Below are 17,103 nucleotides of genomic sequence, written 5' to 3' on the forward strand. Positions count from 1 at the left end.
GCAGCGCCCGCCACCTGACCGTCATGTCCTAATCGCCCGGTCGTCCCGGCCGGGTCACCGGCGATTGTCGCAGCTCTGGTGCGCTGCTCAGGTCGACCGCTGGCGGCTCGGATGAGAGGCTGTCCCCGGCGGGGCGGCGGCCCCCACCGCTGCCACCCGCGATCGAACCCTGCCGACGGCGGGGCCGGGGCCCGACGCGAACCACCGACCGGGCACCCGCCGCGCCGGAATCCCATGAGGAGTTCCATGTCCATCCCCGGGATGCGTCGGGCCGCCATCGGCCTGACCGCGCTCGCCGTGACCGCGTTCGGCGCGGTCGCCACGACCCCCGACCAGGCGGACGCCGGGCCGAAGCCGGTCGACGTCACCCTGCTCGCGCTGAACGACTTCCACGGCAACCTCGAACCGCCGAGCGGCTCCAGAGACGGCGTCATCGCCGGGCAGCCGGCGGGCGGCGTCGAGTACCTCGCCACCCACCTGGCCGAACTGCGCGCGGCCGCCAAGAAGAAGAACACCATCACGGTCGCCGCCGGCGACCTGATCGGTGCGTCCCCGCTGCTCTCCGCGGCGTTCCACGACGAGCCGACCATCGAGGCGCTGTCGATGGCCGGGCTGGACTACGCCAGCGTCGGCAACCACGAGTTCGACGAGGGCGCCGACGAGCTGCTGCGTATCCAGAACGGCGGTTGCCACCCGGTCGACGGCTGCGCCGACGGCACCCCGTACGAGGGCGCCGGCTTCCAGTACCTGTCGGCCAACGCGTTCAAGACCGCGACCGGCCGGCCGCTGCTGCCCCCGTACGCGATCCACAAGGTGCAGGGCGTCAAGGTCGGCTTCATCGGCATGACGCTGGAGGGCACCCCGCAGATCGTCAGCCAGGAGGGTGTCGCCGGGCTGAGCTTCGCCGACGAGGCGGACACCGCCAACCGGTACGCCCGCGAGCTGCGCCGCAAGGGCGTCGAGGCGATCGTGGTGCTGCTGCACGAGGGTGGCGCCCAGGCCGCGACCGGTGGCATCAACGACTGCGTCGGGATGACCGGCCCGATCGTCGACATCGCCAACCGGATGGACCCGTCGATCGACGTGGTGGTCAGCGGGCACACCCACCAGGCGTACAACTGCAACATCAACGACAAGCTGGTCACCAGCGCCAGCTCGTTCGGTCGCCTGATCACCGACATCGACCTGAAGATCGACCGGCGTACCGGTGACGTGCTCACCGCCACCGCCGAGAACGTGGTGGTCACCCGGGACGTCGACAAGGACCGGGCGCAGACCGACCTGATCGACCGGTACAAGACGGTCCTCGGCCCGGTGGCCGGTCGGGTCGTCGGTGAGACCACCACGGCGATCACCAAGACCCAGGAGAACCTGCTCGCCACGTGCGACTCGCGGGTCCCCGCCAGCTGCGGTGAGTCCCCCTTGGGCAACCTGATCGCGGACGCGCAGCTCGCCGCCACCGACGACGAGCAGGGCGCGGTCGCCGCGTTCATGAACCCGGGTGGCGTCCGCGCCGACCTGGACGCCGGCCCGGTCACCTACGAGGAGGCGTTCACGGTGCAGCCGTTCGCCAACAACCTGGCGACCCTCGACCTCACCGGCGCGCAGCTGTACTGCCTGCTCGAACAGCAGTTCGTCACCGGTCGCATCCTCTACCCGTCGTCGACCGTGCGCTACGTCGTCGACCTGAACGGCGTCACCGCCCCCAGCACGGACCCGTGCGCCGGCAGCCGGGTGGTCCGCGGCAGCCTGACCTTCGGCGGGGTGGCGGTCGACACCGCCGCCACGTACCGGGTCACGGTGAACAACTTCCTGGCCGGCGGCGGTGACGGCTTCAGCGTCCTCACCGGCGGCACGAACCTGGTCACCGGCATGATCGACCTGGACGCCTTCGTGGCCTACCTGACCGCGGAGTCCCCGGTCTCGGCCCCGGCGCTGGACCGCATCCGCACCACCGCGGAGGTCGCCGCCGCCTGACGGCAGCACTCACACAGGTCGGGCCCCGGAGCGACATGCTCCGGGGCCCGACCCGTCCACGCCGACGGCCCGACCTCGGGGAGGAGCGCCGTCCGCGCGGATCACGACTGCGGGCGCGAAGATCGCGGCTGCGGGCGCGAAGATCGCGCTGGTTCCTGGATGTGGTGGCATCCGGGTCGATTCGAGGCCACTACATCCGGGATGTAGCACGATCTTCCCGCGCGGCCGGCCGGTGGCCGGTGGCGGGCGGGGGGAGGGACGGTCAGGCGGCCGCCGCGGCGGGCTCCAGGGTGGCGGCGGGAGCCGGCGTGCGGCCGTCCTGGGCGGGGGTGAGCAGCCGGCGCAGGGAGAGCGCGAGCAGCGACGCGACCAGGCAGCCACCGACCACGAAGGCGACCCAGATCCGGCCGTCGGCCGCGCCGATCAGCGGACCGGCGGTCACCGGGCCGATCACCCCGCTGATCCCGAAGATCATCGAGCTCATCGCGTTGTAGCGGCCGCGCAGCTCGTCGGTGGCCAGCGCGTTGGTCAGCGCGGGCATCACCGGCGAGAGCATGGTCTCGCCGAAGCCGAAGATCGCCGAGCAGGCCATCACGCAGAGCGCCGCGAGCAGCGCGTTGCCCGTACCGATCACCCCGGCGAAGCCGAGGACCAGCCAGGCGGTCGCGAAGACCGCGCCCACCACGGCGAGGCCACCGGTACGGCTGCGCCCCTCCATCCGGCGGATCACCACCAGCTGGGCGAGCACGATCATCACCGTGTTGGCCGCCAGCGCCCACGCCACCACCCGCGGGGTCACCTCGGCCACCCGGACGGCGTACGCGGTGAAGCCGACCTCGATCTGGGCGTAGCCGCAGGTGGTGAGGACCAGGCCGAAGATCACCAGCCGGCGGAACGGGCGGTCGCGGAGCACCGTCAGGTAGCCGCCGCTCGGGGCCTTGCCCTCGGCCGTGCGGGTGGCGAGCCGGTGCCCGACGCCGGGCAGGGTCAGCAGGATCAGCGCGGGCATCAGGTAGGTGAACGCGTCGAGCAGGTAGATCAGCTGGAAGGTGACCGGGCGGCCGGTGTCGACGATCGCGCCGGAGGTCAGGCCACCCACGCCGATACCGAGGTTGAGCAGGGCGAAGTTGAGCCCGAAGACCCGCTGCCGCTCGCCGTCGTCGGTGAGCGAGGCGAGGATGGTGTTCTGCCCGGACCAGATGGCGGAACTGCCGACGGCGATCACCGTCATCACCAGGAAGGCCGAGCCGGTCGAGTCGACCAGCGCCAGCGAGCCGGTGCCCACCGCCTCGATCAGCAGGCAGGGTATTACCACCCGGCGGGCGCCGAACCGGTCGATCAACGTGCCGCCCACCGGCGATAGCGCCAGGGTCACCGCGCCGTACCAGCCGATCACCAGGCCGGCCCGGGCGTCGGTGAGCCCGCGCACGTCGGTCAGGTAGATGAACAGGAACGGCAGGGTGAGGCCGCGCCCGATCGCCGAGAGCAGGGTGCCGACGAGGATCCGGCGGGCTTCCGGACGACGGGGTAGGGCGCGACGCAGCATGCCGCGATTCTGTTCGCCGGGTACGACAGGTGGCGAGCCGTTTACCCGGGCCCGGGCGTGGGCCGGCCACCGAGGTGACCAAGACCACGGGCAGCGTCGCCGCCGCCGACATCGGGTCCCCGCCGAGCCGGGCAATCGCCGGCTCGGCCCCGGCACCGCCGGCCGTTCGACCCGGAGTCGTCGCCCTCGACCCGGAGTCGTCGCCCTCGGCCCGGGCCCGTCGCCGTCCGCCTCGTCGCCCTCGGCCCGGGCGCGCCACGCTCTCCCGGGCGCGTCGGCTCGGTTGGCGGCGGTGTCGGGGTGTTCTGCCATGCTGGCGCGGTGACCGTGACCTGGCGACACCTGCCCGCGCCCGCCCGTGAGATCGCCGTCGCGGCCGCCGAGGCGGTCGACGCCGCCCGGGCCCGCGACGCGGAGGTCTACGAGACGTCCGTCGGGCGGCTGGCCGGGGCCGAGCGGTCGGGTCTCGTGCTCGGCGCGGTGGTCCGGCTGCTGCTGGAGGAGACCCACCCGGACGGTCTGACCGGCGACGACGTCCGCCAGGTGCTCGAACGCTGCGTCCGGTCCGCCGCCGGCTGGCGGCCGGACGTCGACCCGCACGTGGTGCTGGTGCTGCTCGCCGGTGCGCTCGGCGTGTACGACCCGGGCGACGACGACAACCCGCCCGACCCGGCGGCCGTCGCCCGGCACGCGCCGCTGCTCGTCGCGGACCTGCTGGCGGCCACCGGCCGCCCGCTCGACGGCTACCTGACCGCCGCGTTCGCCGAGATCGAGCGCACCGAGCGCCACGACTGACGGCGGCGGGCGCGCGACGCGACCGCGCCGAGCGGCAGGGCGTTCCGCAACCGCACGAGGGCGGCCTGCTCGAGCCGGTGGGGAGCCGGCGTCGAACGCGCCGGTGGGCGGCCACGGGCGGGGGTGCTGTTCGACGGCAGCGCCGCGCCCCGGCGAGTACCTGGTCCCCGGCACGTCCCCCGCCGGCAGCGTCTACGCTGTCAGCGAGAAGGGCGGATCGTGATCGTGACATCTTGCCGGGCACTGACTCCATGGCTGTCCGGGGTCGGTCGATGAGCGCAATCGCATTCCTCAACATCGCCATGCACGGCCACATCAATCCGACCCTGCCGGTCGTGGCCGAGCTCGTCCGTCGCGGCCATTCCGTCACCTACCACGCGCCGTCCGGCTACGCCGAGCAGATCGCGGCCACCGGTGCGCGGGTGTTCCGCTACCGCGGGGACGACGTGCCGCTCTCCGGCCCGCCGACGCCGGTCACGGTGATGGAGCAGCTGGCCCGCACCGCCGTACGCGTGCTGCCCGCCGTCCTCGACGACCTGCGCGGCACCCGGCCCGATCTGATCGTGCACGACTCCCTCTGCCCGTGGGGGCCGGTGGCCGCCCGGGAACTCGATGTGCCGGCCGCGTCGTCGTTCACCACGTTCGCGTTCAACCGGCAGGTGCCCAGCCCCACCCGCGGCTCCTGGGCGCTGCTGGCCGCCGCGGCGACCCTGCCCCGCCAGGCCGGGGGGTACCTGAGGTCCCGGTGGGAGCTGCGCCGCCGCTACGACACCCGCGGCGTGCCCCTGGTCGACCTGGCGAACATCCGTCAGCCGCTCAACCTGGTCTACACCTCGCGGGCGTTCCACCCCGGGGCCGACAGCTTCGACCAGTCCTACCGGTTCGTCGGGCCGAGCGTCGGGGCCCGCCCGGCCGACTCGTCGTTCCCGGCCGACCGGCTGCGTGACCCGGTGCTGTACGCCTCGCTGGGCACGGTGTTCAAGGCCGATCCACAACTGCTGCGCAGCCTCGCCACCGCGCTCGCCCCGCTCGGCGGCACAGTGGTCGTCTCCACCGGGCAGACCGAGCCGGACGCGCTCGGTGCGCTGCCGGCCAACGTGATCGCCCAGCGCTCCGTACCGCAGCCGGAGGTGCTGGCCCGCGCGGCGCTGTTCATCACCCACGGCGGGGTGAACAGCGTCAACGAGGCCCTGTACGCCGGCGTACCGATGCTGGTGGTCCCGCAGGGCGCGGACCAGTCGTTGGTGGCATCCCGCCTGGTCGAGCTCGACGCCGGCCTCTCGGTACGCACCGAGGAGGTCGACCCGGAGGTCGTGCGCACGCTGGCCCAGCGTCTGCTCGACGAGCCCCGGTTCCGGGCGGCAGCGCGCACCCTGCGGACCGCCCAGCGGGAGGCGGGTGGCTACGCCCGCGCCGCCGACGAGCTCGAGCGCTACGCCCGGCGGGCCGGCGCGGGCAGCCGGCCGGTCCCCGCCGACCAGCCGGCACAGGACTGACCGTGACCCCCGCCGTCGCCGTACTGCTGCTGCTCGCCGGCCTGTCCGAGGCCGCCGGACGGCTCCTGCCCGTGGTGGCCCGCCTGCCCGGCGCGTCCCGCGTCCGGGTGGTCGGGTTGATGCTGGCCGGCGCCGTCGTCGACGGCGCGGTGTTCGCGCTCTGGCCGCTGTCCGCCTGGACCCTGGCCGAGTTGGCGCTGGCGCCCGCACCGTCCGACGAGTCGGCGCTGGTCTGGACCCCGGGCCTGGCCGCCCCGCTGCTGCTCGCCGCCGTACTCGCGTTCCCACTGCTCGGCCCGCTGCTGCACCTGCTGCTCATGGTGGGCGTGGGCACCGGCCTCGCCGCCGCGCTCGCCACGACGACCGGGCTCGGCTGGTGGGACGCGGCCGGCTGCGTGGCTCTCGCGGGAGTCGCGTTGGGTACCGCCGTCGAGGGCGTCCGACGCCTGGTCGTGCGGCTGAACACGAGACGAGCCCCGGAGCCCCTCACATGATCGAGTTCGCGCTCCTGCTGCTGCTCGGCGGGATCGGACCGGTCCTGATCGCCGAGGCCCTGCTCGCCCGCTACGAGGTGCTGGCCTACGCCGCGGGCTGGCGGACGCCCACCACCGCGCTGCCCCGGGGCATGCCCCACGCCCGGGGCGCGGACCCGGACCGTCCTCCGGACGCCTACCTGGTCTATCTGGACGGCATCGGGAAACGCCGCTTCCACGACACCCGGGACGGCGGCCGGCTGGTCAAGTCCCTGATCGCGGCGGCGCCCGAGCTGCGGGTGCTGGGCCAGGTGCAGCCCTACTCTCCGCTGGCGCATCCGCTCGCCGACCGGCCGGTGTGGAGATGGCTGCGCCGCCACATCGGGCTGGTGCTCTTCCTGCACAACGTGGTGCAGATCTTCGTCGCCGCCGACCGCCGGTACCGGCCGCTGTACAACCGCGCCGTCGGCGGGCAGATCGCCACCCAGCTCCGGCTCGCCGGTTACCAGCGGGACAGCGGCATCCCCGTGGTGCTGCTCTGTTACAGCGGTGGCGCCCAGGTCGCCACCGGCGCGGTGAACGAACTCTGGTCCGAGCTGCGCTGCCCGCTCTGGCTGATCACGCTCGGCGGGTTCCACAACGGAGCCAACGACATCACCCACGCCGAGCGGCTCTGCCAGCTCACCAGTGCCGGTGACCGGATCGAGCGGGTCGGCGCCTGGCTCTTTCCGCAGCGGTGGCGGCTGTTCCGCTGGAGCGGATGGAACCGGGCCGAGCGCGCCGGGAAGATCACGGTGCACCGGCTCGACCCGGCCACCCACGTCGGCCCCCGCAGCTACATCAGCCCGGAGGCGAAGCTGCCCGATGGCCGCAGCCACCTCGACCGGACCGCCGACACGGTGATCGGGTTGATCCGGGACCGCCTCGGCCGGACCGCGGAACCCGACGGCCCGCTGCCCTGACCGGCCAGGTGCCGCGCGCGACGCGCCCCCGAAGCGGAGGGAGCGTGCCGGGGACCGCACGCGGTACGTGCGGTCCCCGGGTGTCAGCTGGTCACAGTTGCTTGGCCCGCTCCGGTGCCGGTGCCGTCGGGGTCACCGCCGACGGGTCCGCCGGGGCGGCGCCCCGCGCCGCCGAAGCGGCTCCCCCCTGCGGTGGGCGGCGGTGTCTCCTCGGCAGGTACTCCAAGATCGAGAGCAAGATCCTGCCACGGCGGCGGAAACACCCCCCACCTCTGCCGAGGGGCGCAGGCGGACGATGCGCGGTGATCGCCGGAAACGAATCAAGGCCCCTCCGTGGAGGGGCCTTGACCTGCTGTTACCTCTGGTCGGGGTGGCCGGATTTGAACCGACGACCTCTTCGTCCCGAACGAAGCGCGCTACCAAACTGCGCCACACCCCGAGGCGTGCCGACAAATAGTAGCCCACCCGCTCCGACGGTCAAACTCGGTACCCCCACCGCCGCCCGGCCGCCTCGGGAACGGTGGAGATCCGCACAACTCCCGGATATGGCGGCCTCACCAGGCCCCGGACACCCCTACGTCCCGGAAGTTGCGCGGATCTTGGGCCGCCGAGGCCGACCCGGGCGCGCGAGGCCGACCCGGGCGCGCGAGGCCGACCCGGGCCGCCGAGGCCGACCCGGGTCGGGGGCGGGCGGTCAGCGGGGGATGAGGGTGAGGACGCTGGCCTCGGGCGGGCAGGCGAACCGGACCGGGGCGGTGGGGTGCGTACCGAGGCCGGCGGAGACGTGCAGCCAGGCGTCCGAGTCCGGCCACCGGTGCAGGCCCCGGGCCATCGACCGGGGCAGCCCGCAGTTGGTCACCAGCGCGCCGAAGCCCGGCACGCAGACCTGGCCGCCGTGGGTGTGCCCGGCGAGCAGCAGCCCGAAGCCGTCGGCGGCCATCTGGTCGAGCACCCTGGGCTCGGGCGAGTGGCTGAGCGCGATCGACAGGTCGGCCGAGGGGGAGACCGGGCCGGCCACCGCGGCGTAGTCGTCCCGCTCGATGTGCGGATCGTCGACGCCGGCCAGCTCGACGACCCGGCCGCCGGCCTTGATCGTCGTCCGGGCGTTGTTCAGGTCCACCCAGCCGGCGCCGGCGAGCACCTCGCGCAGTTCCTCGTGCGGCAGTTCGACACCCTCGGTGTACTCCCGGTCGGACAGGAAGTAGGTGAACGGGTTCTTCCAGACCGGGCCGGTGTAGTCGTTGGAGCCGAAGACGAAGGCGCCCGGGTAGTCGAGCAGCGGTTGCAGCGCCCGGAGCACCCCCGGCACGGCATCCGGGTGCGCCATGTTGTCCCCGGTCACCACCACCAGGTCGGGGTCGAGGGCGGCCAGCGAGGCCACCCAGCGCTGCTTGCGGGCCTGGGCGGGCATCATGTGCAGGTCCGACAGGTGCAGCACGCGCAGCGGCTCGGCGTCGGCCGGCAGCACCGGCACGTCGTACCGCCGCAGGGTGAACATGTTGCGCTCGACGAGCGACGCGTAGGCCAGGGCGGCCCCGCCCACCGCGGCGGTTCCGGCCGCGAGCCGGAATAGTGTGCGCTTTCGCATGGCGTTCAGGGTAGTTTGACCGTCCATGAGCACGCTGAAGGACCGTCTCACCGCCGACATGCGCGCCGCCCTGAAGGCGCGCGACGAGCTGACCACCTCGACGCTGCGGATGGCCCTGGCGGCCGTCGGCACCGCCGAGGTCGCCGGCAAGGCCAAGCGGGACCTCACCGACGACGAGGTGCTCGCGGTGCTGACCAAGGAGGCGAAGAAGCGGCGCGAGGCCGCGACCGCCTTCGCCGACGCGGGCCGCACCGACCAGGCCGCCAAGGAGACCGCCGAGGGCGAGGTGCTGGAGCGCTACCTGCCCAAGCAGCTCTCCGATGAGGAGCTGGCCGAGCTGGTCGCGGGGGCGCTCGCCGCGGGCGGGTTCACCGGCAAGGCGCAGATGGGCCCGGCCATGAAGGCGGCCCAGGGCGCGGTGGCCGGCCGGGCCGAGGGGGGCCGGGTCGCCGCCGAGGTACGCCGGCAGCTCGGCCTCTGATCCCGCCGGCTCCGGCCGGCGTACGCGAAAACGGGCGGGCACCCGCGTGGGGTGCCCGCCCGTCGTCGTGTCGAGGGATCAGCCTCGGGATCGACCCGGTGGCCGGCCCGGGTTGGGCGGCTGGCCACCGGGGTTGCCCGTCGTGGCGCCACCGCCGCCGCTGCTGACCTGGATGGTGACCACGCCACCCTTGATGGTCCGGCCGTCCGGGCTGGTGCCGGCGGCGGTGCCCGGCGGGCAGCTGGAGGGCACCTTGACGTCGGAGACGACCGCGTCGAAGCCGGCGCCCTCGATCCGGTTCTTCGCCGTCTCGACCGGCTGGCACTTGACGTTCGGGATGGAGCGCTGGTCACCCTCGGAGATCTTCTTGCCGGGCGGCTCGAAGTCGATCCGGGGCTTGCCCTTCATCGCGTCCCGCAGCGTCTCGTAGACCGGCGGGTTGATGCCGTTGGGCACGTTGTGCCCCATCTTGACGTTGGTCTGCGGCCAGTCCGGGTCGGCCATGATGCCGGCCACCGCGTACTGCTTGGTCATCGCGACCAGCGCGGCGCTCTTCTCCGAGTCGGTGGTGCCGGACTTGCCGGCCACCGGCGCCTTGACGATGCCCCTCACGTTGGCCGCCGTCCGGCTGCCGCCGCAACTGCCGTTGGCCGGGTTGTCACCGACCGGGCAGCGGGCGGCGTCCACCGCGGCCCGGGCCACGTCGGTGCTGATCCGCTTCTCGCAGCGCGGGTTGGCGATGTCCAGCTTCTTGCCCTCCGGGTCCCGGATCTCCTGCACCGGGATCGGCTCGCAGTACTTGCCGTCCGCGGCCAGGGTGGCGTACGCGTTGGCCAGGTCCAGCGGGGTGGTCTGCGAGACGCCCAGGGTGAAGGCGCCCCAGTCGTGCGCGTAGTCCTTGTTGCTGGCGAAGCGGGCGTCGTTGCTGGCCCGGAACTGGATGCCGAGCCGCTTGGCCACGTCGACCACGTTCTCCGCGCCGACCTGCTGCTGCAACGGCACGAAGTAGGTGTTGATCGAGGCGCTGAACGCGGTCCACATGTTCTGCGGGCCGCCGGCCTTCTTGCCCGAGTTGGTCGGGCAGTAGAGGTTGGTGCCCGGGCAGGCGGCCGGGCTGCTGCTGCTGATGATGTACTCGGACCGGAACGTCTGCGGGGCGTTGTAGCTGTAGCTGAGCGGGATGCCCTTCTCCAGCGCGGCCACGATGGTGAAGATCTTGAAGGTCGAGCCGGCCTGGTACCCGGTGATGCCGTCGCCGCCGGTCAGCAGCGGGTTGACGGTGTTCGGGTAGTTGCCGCGCTTGCCCTTCTTGCGCTGCTTCGGGTCGCTGTGCGGCTTGTTGGCCGGCTTCTTCGGGTCGTCCAGCTTGAAGTTGCGGTTCACCGCCAGCGCCCGGACCCGGCCGGTGCCCGGCTCGACCACCGCGACCATGGCGGCTTCCTTGGCGGTCTCCTTCTTGGCCCTGCGGACCGCCTTGTCGGCCGCGCGCTGCGCGTCCGGGTCGAGCGTGGTGACGATGTGGTAGCCGCCGCTCTTGAGCCGCCGCTCCCGGTCGTACGAGGTCGAGCCGAACGTCTCCTGCTGCATCCACCAGCGGTAGAGGTAGTCGCAGAAGAAGCCCCAGCCCTTCTCGGCGGTGTCGACGCAGCCGTTCGGGGTGCGCTTGTCCTTGACCACCAGCTTGGTCGCCTTGGCGGCGTCCGCCTCCTGGCGGGTGATCGCGCCGATCTCGAACATGTTCTCGATGACGTAGTTGCGCCGGTCGACGGCGAGCGGGTAGCCGCTCTTGGTGGTCGGGTCGAAGGAGCTGGGCGCCTTCACCATGCCGGCCAGCATCGCCGCTTCCTCGATCTTCAGGTTCTTCGGCGGCTTGCCGAAGTAGACCTGACTCGCGGCGTAGACGCCGTACGCGCCGTTGCCGAAGGCGGCGATGTTGAGGTAGCGCTCCAGGATCTCGTCCTTGGAGAGCTCCTTGTCGATCTGGAGGGCGTAGCGCATCTCGCGCAGCTTGCGGGCGCTGGTGTCCTCGGTCGCGGCGACCACGTCGGCCGGGTGGGTGGCCGAGTACGCGATGGCCAGCCGGACGTACTGCATCGTCAGCGTGGAGGCGCCCTGCCGGTCGGCGCCCGCGTTCTGGTTGTTGACGAAGGCACGGGCGACGCCGTTGAGGTCGACGCCGTTGTGCTTGTAGAAGTCGTGGTCCTCGGCCGCGATGATGGCCTTCTGCATGACCGGCGAGATGTCGGCGAGCTTCACGTCGCGCCGGTTCTCGTCGTACATGGTGGCGAGCTGCGTCTTGCCGTCGGCCGCGTAGAGGTAGCTGATCTGCGGCGCGCGGGCCACCGTCAGCTCCTTGGGCAGCGCGCCGAACGTCTCGGCGCCGGCCTTGGCGGCCAGCCCGGACATCGCCACCGCGGGGAAGGCCGCCGCCGCGACGACCACGCCGGCCAACAGGCCGCAGATCAGCAGCGATGCGGCGTTGGTCAGCACATTGTGGTCACGTTTCCGCATCCAGGTCACCTCGACAGGGTACGCGAACAGGTAACGAGGGGCGCTGGGGCGTTCTTTCCCCATTTCCTGCGCGCGCCGACCTCGTTGTGCTAAACGCACGACCCCTGGTGCGTGGTTGCGTGAACCCGGCGCCGAGTCTCCTCCATTCGGGGGACGGCCGCAGCGTTTTCACGTACTGGGGAGGGGTAAGCGCCGGTCGAGAGCCCGGGAAGCCGGGAGTGTCCGGAATGATGGATTTAGCCGACAACGTTGCGTAATCGGGCGACTACAGAGCATGATGGGGGCGGCGACAGCGCCACATGTCGTCCGTGCCGCCTTGGGGAAGGCAGGCCCGGGCGATCGGGGGGAATTGCCGGCTGGTCCGCACGACGTCGGTAGGTACTGCAAGGGGGGACGTGTACACATGGGCATGATCACTGACTGGCCGTCGCTGGCGGCATGTCAGAACGGGGACCCGGACGCGTTGTTCGTACAGGGCGCCGAACAGAACGTGGCGAAGCGGATCTGCCGGAGCTGCCCAGTTCGGTACGAGTGCCTGGCCGACGCGCTGGACAACCGGATCGAGTTCGGTGTGTGGGGTGGCATGACCGAACGCGAACGCCGCGCGCTGCTGCGCCGTCACCCGCAGGTGACGAGCTGGCGCAAGATGTTCGAGGCCGCGATGAAGAAGAACAGCAAGGACAAGGCCGGCAAGGACAAGATCCTGGTCACCGCCGCCGGCTGACCACCACGCTCCGGGCCCGGCCGACCGCGAACGGTCCGGGCCCGACCGGTGGCCACGGCTCGGGCCGCCCGCCGCGGTGCGGCCCGGTGGCCGCCGCGGCTCAGGCCCGGCTGATCGCCGCGCCGATCGTTCGCAGCCCGTCGACGTCGTGCACGTCGGCGGGCTGCGCCGTCACCGACACCGCCGGTACCGCCGGGAACTCCTCGGTGAACCGTTGCGCGACCCGCTGCTCGCGGCGGGCCTGCTGGACCAGCGCCGCGTGCGCCCGCAGCACCTCCTCGGTGGCCTCGTGCCCGCCGAGGTCGGCCAGCCGCGCGGCGGCGGCCAGGCTCTCCGCCGCGTCCAGGTCGGGCGCCGCCGGCCGGTGCACCCGGTTGAGCACCAGGCCGGCCAGCGGCATCCGCTCCGCGCGCAGCCGGCCGGCGAAGTAGGCGGCCTCCCGGACCGCGTCCGGCTCGGGCGCCGCGACCAGCAGGAACGCCGTCTCCCGTGCCTGCAGGATGCGGTACGTCTGCTCGGCGCGCTGCCGGAACCCGCCGAACATCGAGTCGAGCGCGGCGACGAAGCCGGAGAGGTCGGTCAGCAACTGCGCGCCGAGCACCTTCTGCACGACCTTGGAGAACATCCCGAACGACGCGGTGACCAGGCTGAACATGCTCCGCCCGCCGGTGCGCGCCGGGGCCAGCAGCAGCCGCAGCATCCGTCCGTCGAGGAACCGGGACAGCCGCGCCGGGGCGTCGAGGAAGTCCAGCGCCGACCGGGACGGCGGGGTGTCCACCACGATCAGGTCCCACTCGCCCCGGGCGTGCAACTGGCCGAGCTTCTCCATCGCCATGTACTCCTGCGTACCGGCGAAGGTCGAGCTCATCGCCTGGTAGAAGGGGTTGGCGAAGATCTCCGCCGCCTTCGCCCGGTCGGTGTGCTGGAGCACCACGTCGTCGAAGGTGCGCTTCATGTCGAGCATCATGGCGTGCAGCTCGCCGCCGCTCGCCTCGACGTCGATCCCCTTCACCTGGCGCGGGGTGTTGTCCAGCTCGGTGAGCCCGAGCGACTGGGCCAGCCGGCGCGCCGGGTCGATGGTGAGCACCACCGTACGGCGGCCGTGCTGCTCGGCGGCCCGGAGCGCGAGCGCGGCGGCGGTGGTCGTCTTACCCACCCCGCCCGCCCCGCAGCAGACCACGATGCGTACGCCGGGATCGGCGAGGATCTGGTCGACGTCCAGCTGCGGCGCCGCGTCTTCGGAAGGCACCAATCGAGCGTATCGGGCCGACTGGCTCCCCGTGCCGGTGCGGACGCCAGGTGTGAGTCAATCCGCCCGGACGAGCGCCTCCGCGAGCCGGTCCAGCCCGGCCCGGTCCACGCCCTCGGGCAGCAGCGGCAGCTCGATCAGCGGCAGGCCCAGCTCCACCAGGTCGGCCCGGAGCGAATCCTCCAGTTCACGACGGATGGTCTGGTCCTGGGCCTCGGCGTACAGCCCGGCCACGGTGTCCCGGTCGGCGGGCAGCCCGGCGGCGATCAGCCCCCGGCGCAGCTCGGCCTGGCTCACCACCCGGCCGGCCGGCAGCGGGGGCCGGGCGGCGTTGACGATCACCCGACCGACCGGGAAACCGAACGAGGTCAGCTCGGCGATCGCGTCGATCGTCTCCTGGACCGGCATCTCCTCGAGCAGGGTGACCACGTGCACAGCGGTCATCGGCGAGCGCAGCAGCGCGGAGACCCCCTCGCTCTGCGTCTTGATCGGCCCGACCTTGGCCAGCCGGGCGGTCTCGGCGGTGACGTTGAGGAACCGGCCGATCCGGCCGGTCGGCGGGGCGTCCAGCACCACCGCGTCGTACACCCGCCGCTGGCCGGCGGTGCGCGTGGTGGCCTCCTTCACCTTGCCGGTGAGCAGCACGTCGCGCAGGCCGGGGGCGATGGTGGTGGCGAAGTCGATGGCGCCGAACTTGCGCAGCGCCCGGCCGGCCGCGCCGAGCTTGTAGAACATGTCCAGGTACTCGAGCAGCGCCTCCTCGGCGTCCACCGCCAGCGCCCGCACCTCGCCGCCGCCCGGCACGTCGGCCAGGTGCCGTTCCTCGTACGGCAGTGGCTCGGTGTCGAAGAGCTGGGCGATGCCCTGCCGCCCCTCGACCTCGACCAGCAGGGTGCGCCGGCCGCCGGCGGCCAGCCCGAGGGCGAGCGCCGCCGCCACGCTGGTCTTGCCGGTGCCGCCCTTGCCGGTCACCACGTGGAGGCGGCCCGGCCATCCCTCGGCCGGGTCGGCCGGTCGCTCAGCTGCTCGCACCCGTCGAGCCTATCCAGCGACGGCGCTCAGGCGACCTCGCAGACCCACCAACCGGTCTTCCGCACCACCGTGAAGCGCAGCTCCTGGTCGGCGACCTTCTCGTCCGCGGTCGTCATGGTCACCTTGGTGCTGACCGTGGCCCGGTCGCCGGTCTGGTTGTCCACGGTCGGCTTGGTCCACCGGAACCGCGGGTTCTGGTGGGTGCCGACGTACTTCTCCACCTCGGCGACCTTGGCGGCGATCCGGTCGTCGTCCCGCGCCGCCGAGCAGACCAGGGTGGCCGCCTTGGCCGCGTCCCGGTCCTTGTAGACGGCGGTGAGGAACTCGTCGACAGCGACCGCCGGCTCCTTGGCGCCGGTGCCCGTCTCCGTGTCGCGCAGGGTGAAGAACGCCGCCGCGCCGCCGACGACGCAGAGCAGCAGCACCGCGGCGAGGGCGATCCCGGCGATCAGCAGGCCGCGCTTCTTCTTCGGGGCCACCGGGCCCTGGTACGGCGGGTACCCGGCCGGCGGCAGCGGGCTGGTGGCCGGGTCGGCGGTGGGAGCACCGGGCGGGACGGGCGGGACGGCCGGGCTCGGAGCCTGGGGCTGGCCGGCCGGCTCGCCGCTGGGTGGCTGGGTCATCTCGTCCCCCGGGGTGCGACGTCGTCACCGGAGGCGACGAGCGTGTGTGGCGCGGGCGGGCGAGCCCTGCGCGCTCGTCCGACCGGAAGGGTAGCGGTCCGCGCCGGATCGCGGGGGAGGGGCGGGCCGGTCGGGGCCGGACCCGACAGTCTGTCGCATATGTGACTTTCGGTCACCTGTCGTGCGCGTCCTGTTTACGGGACTCGGGCCGCCGACCTACGTTCTGAGCTGCGCGGGGGGACCGGGCCGGGCGTCGGGCCCGGACCGGATGGCGATGACGTGACCAGGTACGACGCCCGGAGGCAGCGATGCGCGACGCGGACAACCACCCCCGAGCCCAGTTCCCGACGGGGCGCCTGTCCGGCCCCGGCTCGGCCGGGGAGGGGGAGGGGGTCGCCGCGGGCCTGCCGATCAACGAGCGGTCGTACCGGCGGATCGCCGAACCCGTCGAGGTGGTGCGGACGCTCGCCCGGCCCGCCGAGCGGACCCGGGACGACGACGAACCCGGCTACGTCATCCACCTGCCGATCCGGGTCGCCGACCTGGCCGCGGCGACCGCCCTGGCCGGCACGGTCGCCACCTCGCTCGGCTTCCTCGTCGAACTCGACGCCGGCGAGACCACCGTCTCCACCGCCGACGACCAGAACAACCGGCACCGGGTCTTCTGCGACCTGCTGCTGCCCGACCGCACCCGGTGCCCCCAGCGGTACGAGCACAGCGGCCCGTGCGGCGACCTGCCGAGCGCCCCGGAGCAGCGTCCCGCACCCCGGCCGGCCGCCGGACCGTAGGCTGTCCCTCGAAGTGTCAATGCCACCGAGGGAGCCCTCCACCGATGCAGAAGTGGGAATACGCCACGGTCCCGCTGCTGGTCCACGCGACCAAGCAGATCCTCGACAACTGGGGCGAGGACGGGTGGGAACTCGTCGCCGTGATCCCCGGCCCGAACCCGGACCAGCTGGTCGCCTACCTGAAGCGGCCGAAGGCATGAGCGAGCGGAGCGAGCGAATCATCGGGCTCAGCGCACTGGTGCCTCATGCCGGCACTGCTCACGGTCCGATCCCCGGCCGAGGCCGTGTCGACGCCGCGGGATACGCCGACGCGGCCGGGCCTCGGACCGTTCGGCGGAGCGGAGTGCCGGCATGAGCAACGGTCCGCACGCGAAGCTCGCCGAGCTCGGGCTCACGCTGCCCGAGGTGGTGCCCCCGGTGGCCAGCTACGTGCCGGCCGTGCAGTCCGGGCAGCACGTCTACGTCTCCGGCCAGTTGCCGATGGCCGAGGGGAAGCTGCTGGCGACCGGCAAGGTGGGCGCCGGGGTCTCCGCCGACCAGGCCAAGGACCTCGCCCAACGCTGCGCGCTGAACGCGCTGGCCGCGATCGACTCGCTGGTCGGCCTGGAGAACGTCGTCAAGATCGTGAAGCTCACCGGCTTCGTCGCCTCGGCTCCCGGGTTCACCGGCCAGCCGGGGGTCATCAACGGCGCCTCCGACCTCTTCGGAGCGGTCTTCGGCGAGGCCGGCCGGCACGCCCGCAGCGCGGTCGGCGTCGCCGAGCTGCCGCTCGACGCCCCGGTCGAGGTCGAGGTCATCGTCGAGGTCGCCTGACCAGCACACTCCCCGCGATCCTGCGCCGCCCGGCCGGGCAAAAGC

At 72.8% G+C, this 17,103-nt stretch carries 16 protein-coding genes and 1 tRNA gene; 10 read left to right on the forward strand and 7 right to left on the reverse strand.

The features are described 5' to 3' along the window. Positions 1–246 precede the first annotated feature (246 nt). Positions 247–1,977: a bifunctional UDP-sugar hydrolase/5'-nucleotidase gene (locus Q3W71_RS18365; RefSeq protein ID WP_302920573.1), complete on the forward strand. Its 1,731-nt coding sequence runs from the start codon at positions 247–249 to the stop codon at positions 1,975–1,977. 262 nt (positions 1,978–2,239) lie between these two features. Here Q3W71_RS18365 and Q3W71_RS18370 read toward each other — a convergent pair whose 3' ends face one another. Continuing rightward, positions 2,240–3,523: an MFS transporter gene (locus tag Q3W71_RS18370; protein WP_302920574.1), complete on the reverse strand. Its 1,284-nt coding sequence runs from the start codon at positions 3,521–3,523 to the stop codon at positions 2,240–2,242. Between the two features lie 321 nt (positions 3,524–3,844). Here Q3W71_RS18370 and Q3W71_RS18375 point away from each other — a divergent pair, with 321 nt between their 5' ends. The 4 genes from Q3W71_RS18375 to Q3W71_RS18390 all read left to right on the forward strand — a co-directional run bounded on the left by Q3W71_RS18375 (position 3,845) and on the right by Q3W71_RS18390 (position 7,249). Beyond that, complete coding sequence (locus tag Q3W71_RS18375; RefSeq protein WP_302920575.1) at positions 3,845–4,318, forward strand: hypothetical protein; 474 nt, start codon at positions 3,845–3,847, stop codon at positions 4,316–4,318. 272 nt (positions 4,319–4,590) lie between these two features. Next, the gene (locus Q3W71_RS18380; protein WP_302920576.1) at positions 4,591–5,814 is read left to right on the forward strand and encodes a macrolide family glycosyltransferase; all 1,224 of its coding nucleotides are present in this window, start codon (positions 4,591–4,593) and stop codon (positions 5,812–5,814) included. A 2-nt stretch (positions 5,815–5,816) separates the two neighbouring features. Beyond that, complete coding sequence (locus tag Q3W71_RS18385) at positions 5,817–6,308, forward strand: hypothetical protein (RefSeq protein ID WP_302920577.1); 492 nt, start codon at positions 5,817–5,819, stop codon at positions 6,306–6,308. Then, entirely contained in the window at positions 6,305–7,249 is a 945-nt protein-coding gene (locus Q3W71_RS18390) for a hypothetical protein (RefSeq protein WP_302920579.1), read from the forward strand. The genes Q3W71_RS18385 and Q3W71_RS18390 overlap by 4 nt, the downstream gene beginning before the upstream one ends. Before the next feature lie 362 nt (positions 7,250–7,611). On the opposite strand, the gene Q3W71_RS18395 is transcribed toward Q3W71_RS18390, so the two are convergent. Together Q3W71_RS18395 and Q3W71_RS18400 are read right to left on the reverse strand one after the other, a co-directional pair. Next, positions 7,612–7,688 (reverse strand) — tRNA-Pro (locus Q3W71_RS18395). 255 nt (positions 7,689–7,943) lie between these two features. Beyond that, positions 7,944–8,837 carry a metallophosphoesterase gene (locus tag Q3W71_RS18400; RefSeq protein WP_302920580.1) on the reverse strand — a complete coding sequence of 298 codons (894 nt, stop codon included), beginning with the start codon at positions 8,835–8,837 and terminating at the stop codon, positions 7,944–7,946. A 25-nt stretch (positions 8,838–8,862) separates the two neighbouring features. On the opposite strand from Q3W71_RS18400, the gene Q3W71_RS18405 reads away from it, so the two are divergent. Continuing rightward, complete coding sequence (locus tag Q3W71_RS18405; protein WP_302920581.1) at positions 8,863–9,318, forward strand: GatB/YqeY domain-containing protein; 456 nt, start codon at positions 8,863–8,865, stop codon at positions 9,316–9,318. A gap of 78 nt (positions 9,319–9,396) precedes the next feature. Here the strand turns inward: Q3W71_RS18405 and Q3W71_RS18410 are convergent, their stop codons facing one another. Further along, complete coding sequence (locus Q3W71_RS18410; protein WP_302920582.1) at positions 9,397–11,829, reverse strand: transglycosylase domain-containing protein; 2,433 nt, start codon at positions 11,827–11,829, stop codon at positions 9,397–9,399. 403 nt (positions 11,830–12,232) lie between these two features. Between Q3W71_RS18410 and Q3W71_RS18415 the strand changes: the two genes are divergently transcribed. Further along, positions 12,233–12,553 carry a WhiB family transcriptional regulator gene (locus Q3W71_RS18415; RefSeq protein WP_167180147.1) on the forward strand — a complete coding sequence of 107 codons (321 nt, stop codon included), beginning with the start codon at positions 12,233–12,235 and terminating at the stop codon, positions 12,551–12,553. A gap of 100 nt (positions 12,554–12,653) precedes the next feature. Here Q3W71_RS18415 and Q3W71_RS18420 read toward each other — a convergent pair whose 3' ends face one another. From Q3W71_RS18420 to Q3W71_RS18430, 3 genes are read right to left on the reverse strand one after another with little or no spacing between them, the layout of a single operon-like run. Further along, positions 12,654–13,805 carry an ArsA-related P-loop ATPase gene (locus Q3W71_RS18420; protein WP_302920583.1) on the reverse strand — a complete coding sequence of 384 codons (1,152 nt, stop codon included), beginning with the start codon at positions 13,803–13,805 and terminating at the stop codon, positions 12,654–12,656. A gap of 54 nt (positions 13,806–13,859) precedes the next feature. Further along, positions 13,860–14,834: an ArsA-related P-loop ATPase gene (locus Q3W71_RS18425; RefSeq protein ID WP_302920584.1), complete on the reverse strand. Its 975-nt coding sequence runs from the start codon at positions 14,832–14,834 to the stop codon at positions 13,860–13,862. Positions 14,835–14,860: 26 nt separating this feature from the next. After that, positions 14,861–15,457: a hypothetical protein gene (locus tag Q3W71_RS18430; RefSeq protein WP_302920585.1), complete on the reverse strand. Its 597-nt coding sequence runs from the start codon at positions 15,455–15,457 to the stop codon at positions 14,861–14,863. A gap of 308 nt (positions 15,458–15,765) precedes the next feature. Here Q3W71_RS18430 and Q3W71_RS18435 point away from each other — a divergent pair, with 308 nt between their 5' ends. The 3 genes from Q3W71_RS18435 (at position 15,766) to Q3W71_RS18445 (ending at position 17,058) form a co-directional block, all read left to right on the forward strand. Beyond that, on the forward strand, positions 15,766–16,245 hold the full coding sequence (locus tag Q3W71_RS18435) for a hypothetical protein (protein WP_302920586.1): 480 nt from the start codon (positions 15,766–15,768) through the stop codon (positions 16,243–16,245). 44 nt (positions 16,246–16,289) lie between these two features. Continuing rightward, on the forward strand, positions 16,290–16,445 hold the full coding sequence (locus Q3W71_RS18440) for a DUF4177 domain-containing protein (protein WP_088996459.1): 156 nt from the start codon (positions 16,290–16,292) through the stop codon (positions 16,443–16,445). Positions 16,446–16,596: 151 nt separating this feature from the next. After that, positions 16,597–17,058, forward strand: a complete 462-nt coding sequence (locus Q3W71_RS18445) for a RidA family protein (protein ID WP_088996458.1) — start codon at positions 16,597–16,599, stop codon at positions 17,056–17,058. Positions 17,059–17,103: the final 45 nt, after the last annotated feature.

Source organism: Micromonospora sp. C28SCA-DRY-2, from assembly GCF_030519475.1.
Classification (GTDB): Bacteria; Actinomycetota; Actinomycetes; order Mycobacteriales; family Micromonosporaceae; genus Micromonospora.

Coding starts and splice junctions, on each gene's coding strand:
- Q3W71_RS18365 (WP_302920573.1), top strand. CDS start 247: ATGTCCATCCCCGGGATGCGTCGGGCCGCCATCGGCCTGACCGCGCTC.
- Q3W71_RS18370 (WP_302920574.1), bottom strand. CDS start 3,523: ATGCTGCGTCGCGCCCTACCCCGTCGTCCGGAAGCCCGCCGGATCCTC.
- Q3W71_RS18380 (WP_302920576.1), top strand. CDS start 4,591: ATGAGCGCAATCGCATTCCTCAACATCGCCATGCACGGCCACATCAAT.
- Q3W71_RS18390 (WP_302920579.1), top strand. CDS start 6,305: ATGATCGAGTTCGCGCTCCTGCTGCTGCTCGGCGGGATCGGACCGGTC.
- Q3W71_RS18400 (WP_302920580.1), bottom strand. CDS start 8,837: ATGCGAAAGCGCACACTATTCCGGCTCGCGGCCGGAACCGCCGCGGTG.
- Q3W71_RS18405 (WP_302920581.1), top strand. CDS start 8,863: ATGAGCACGCTGAAGGACCGTCTCACCGCCGACATGCGCGCCGCCCTG.
- Q3W71_RS18410 (WP_302920582.1), bottom strand. CDS start 11,829: ATGCGGAAACGTGACCACAATGTGCTGACCAACGCCGCATCGCTGCTG.
- Q3W71_RS18415 (WP_167180147.1), top strand. CDS start 12,233: ATGGGCATGATCACTGACTGGCCGTCGCTGGCGGCATGTCAGAACGGG.
- Q3W71_RS18430 (WP_302920585.1), bottom strand. CDS start 15,457: ATGACCCAGCCACCCAGCGGCGAGCCGGCCGGCCAGCCCCAGGCTCCG.
- Q3W71_RS18435 (WP_302920586.1), top strand. CDS start 15,766: ATGCGCGACGCGGACAACCACCCCCGAGCCCAGTTCCCGACGGGGCGC.
- Q3W71_RS18440 (WP_088996459.1), top strand. CDS start 16,290: ATGCAGAAGTGGGAATACGCCACGGTCCCGCTGCTGGTCCACGCGACC.
- Q3W71_RS18445 (WP_088996458.1), top strand. CDS start 16,597: ATGAGCAACGGTCCGCACGCGAAGCTCGCCGAGCTCGGGCTCACGCTG.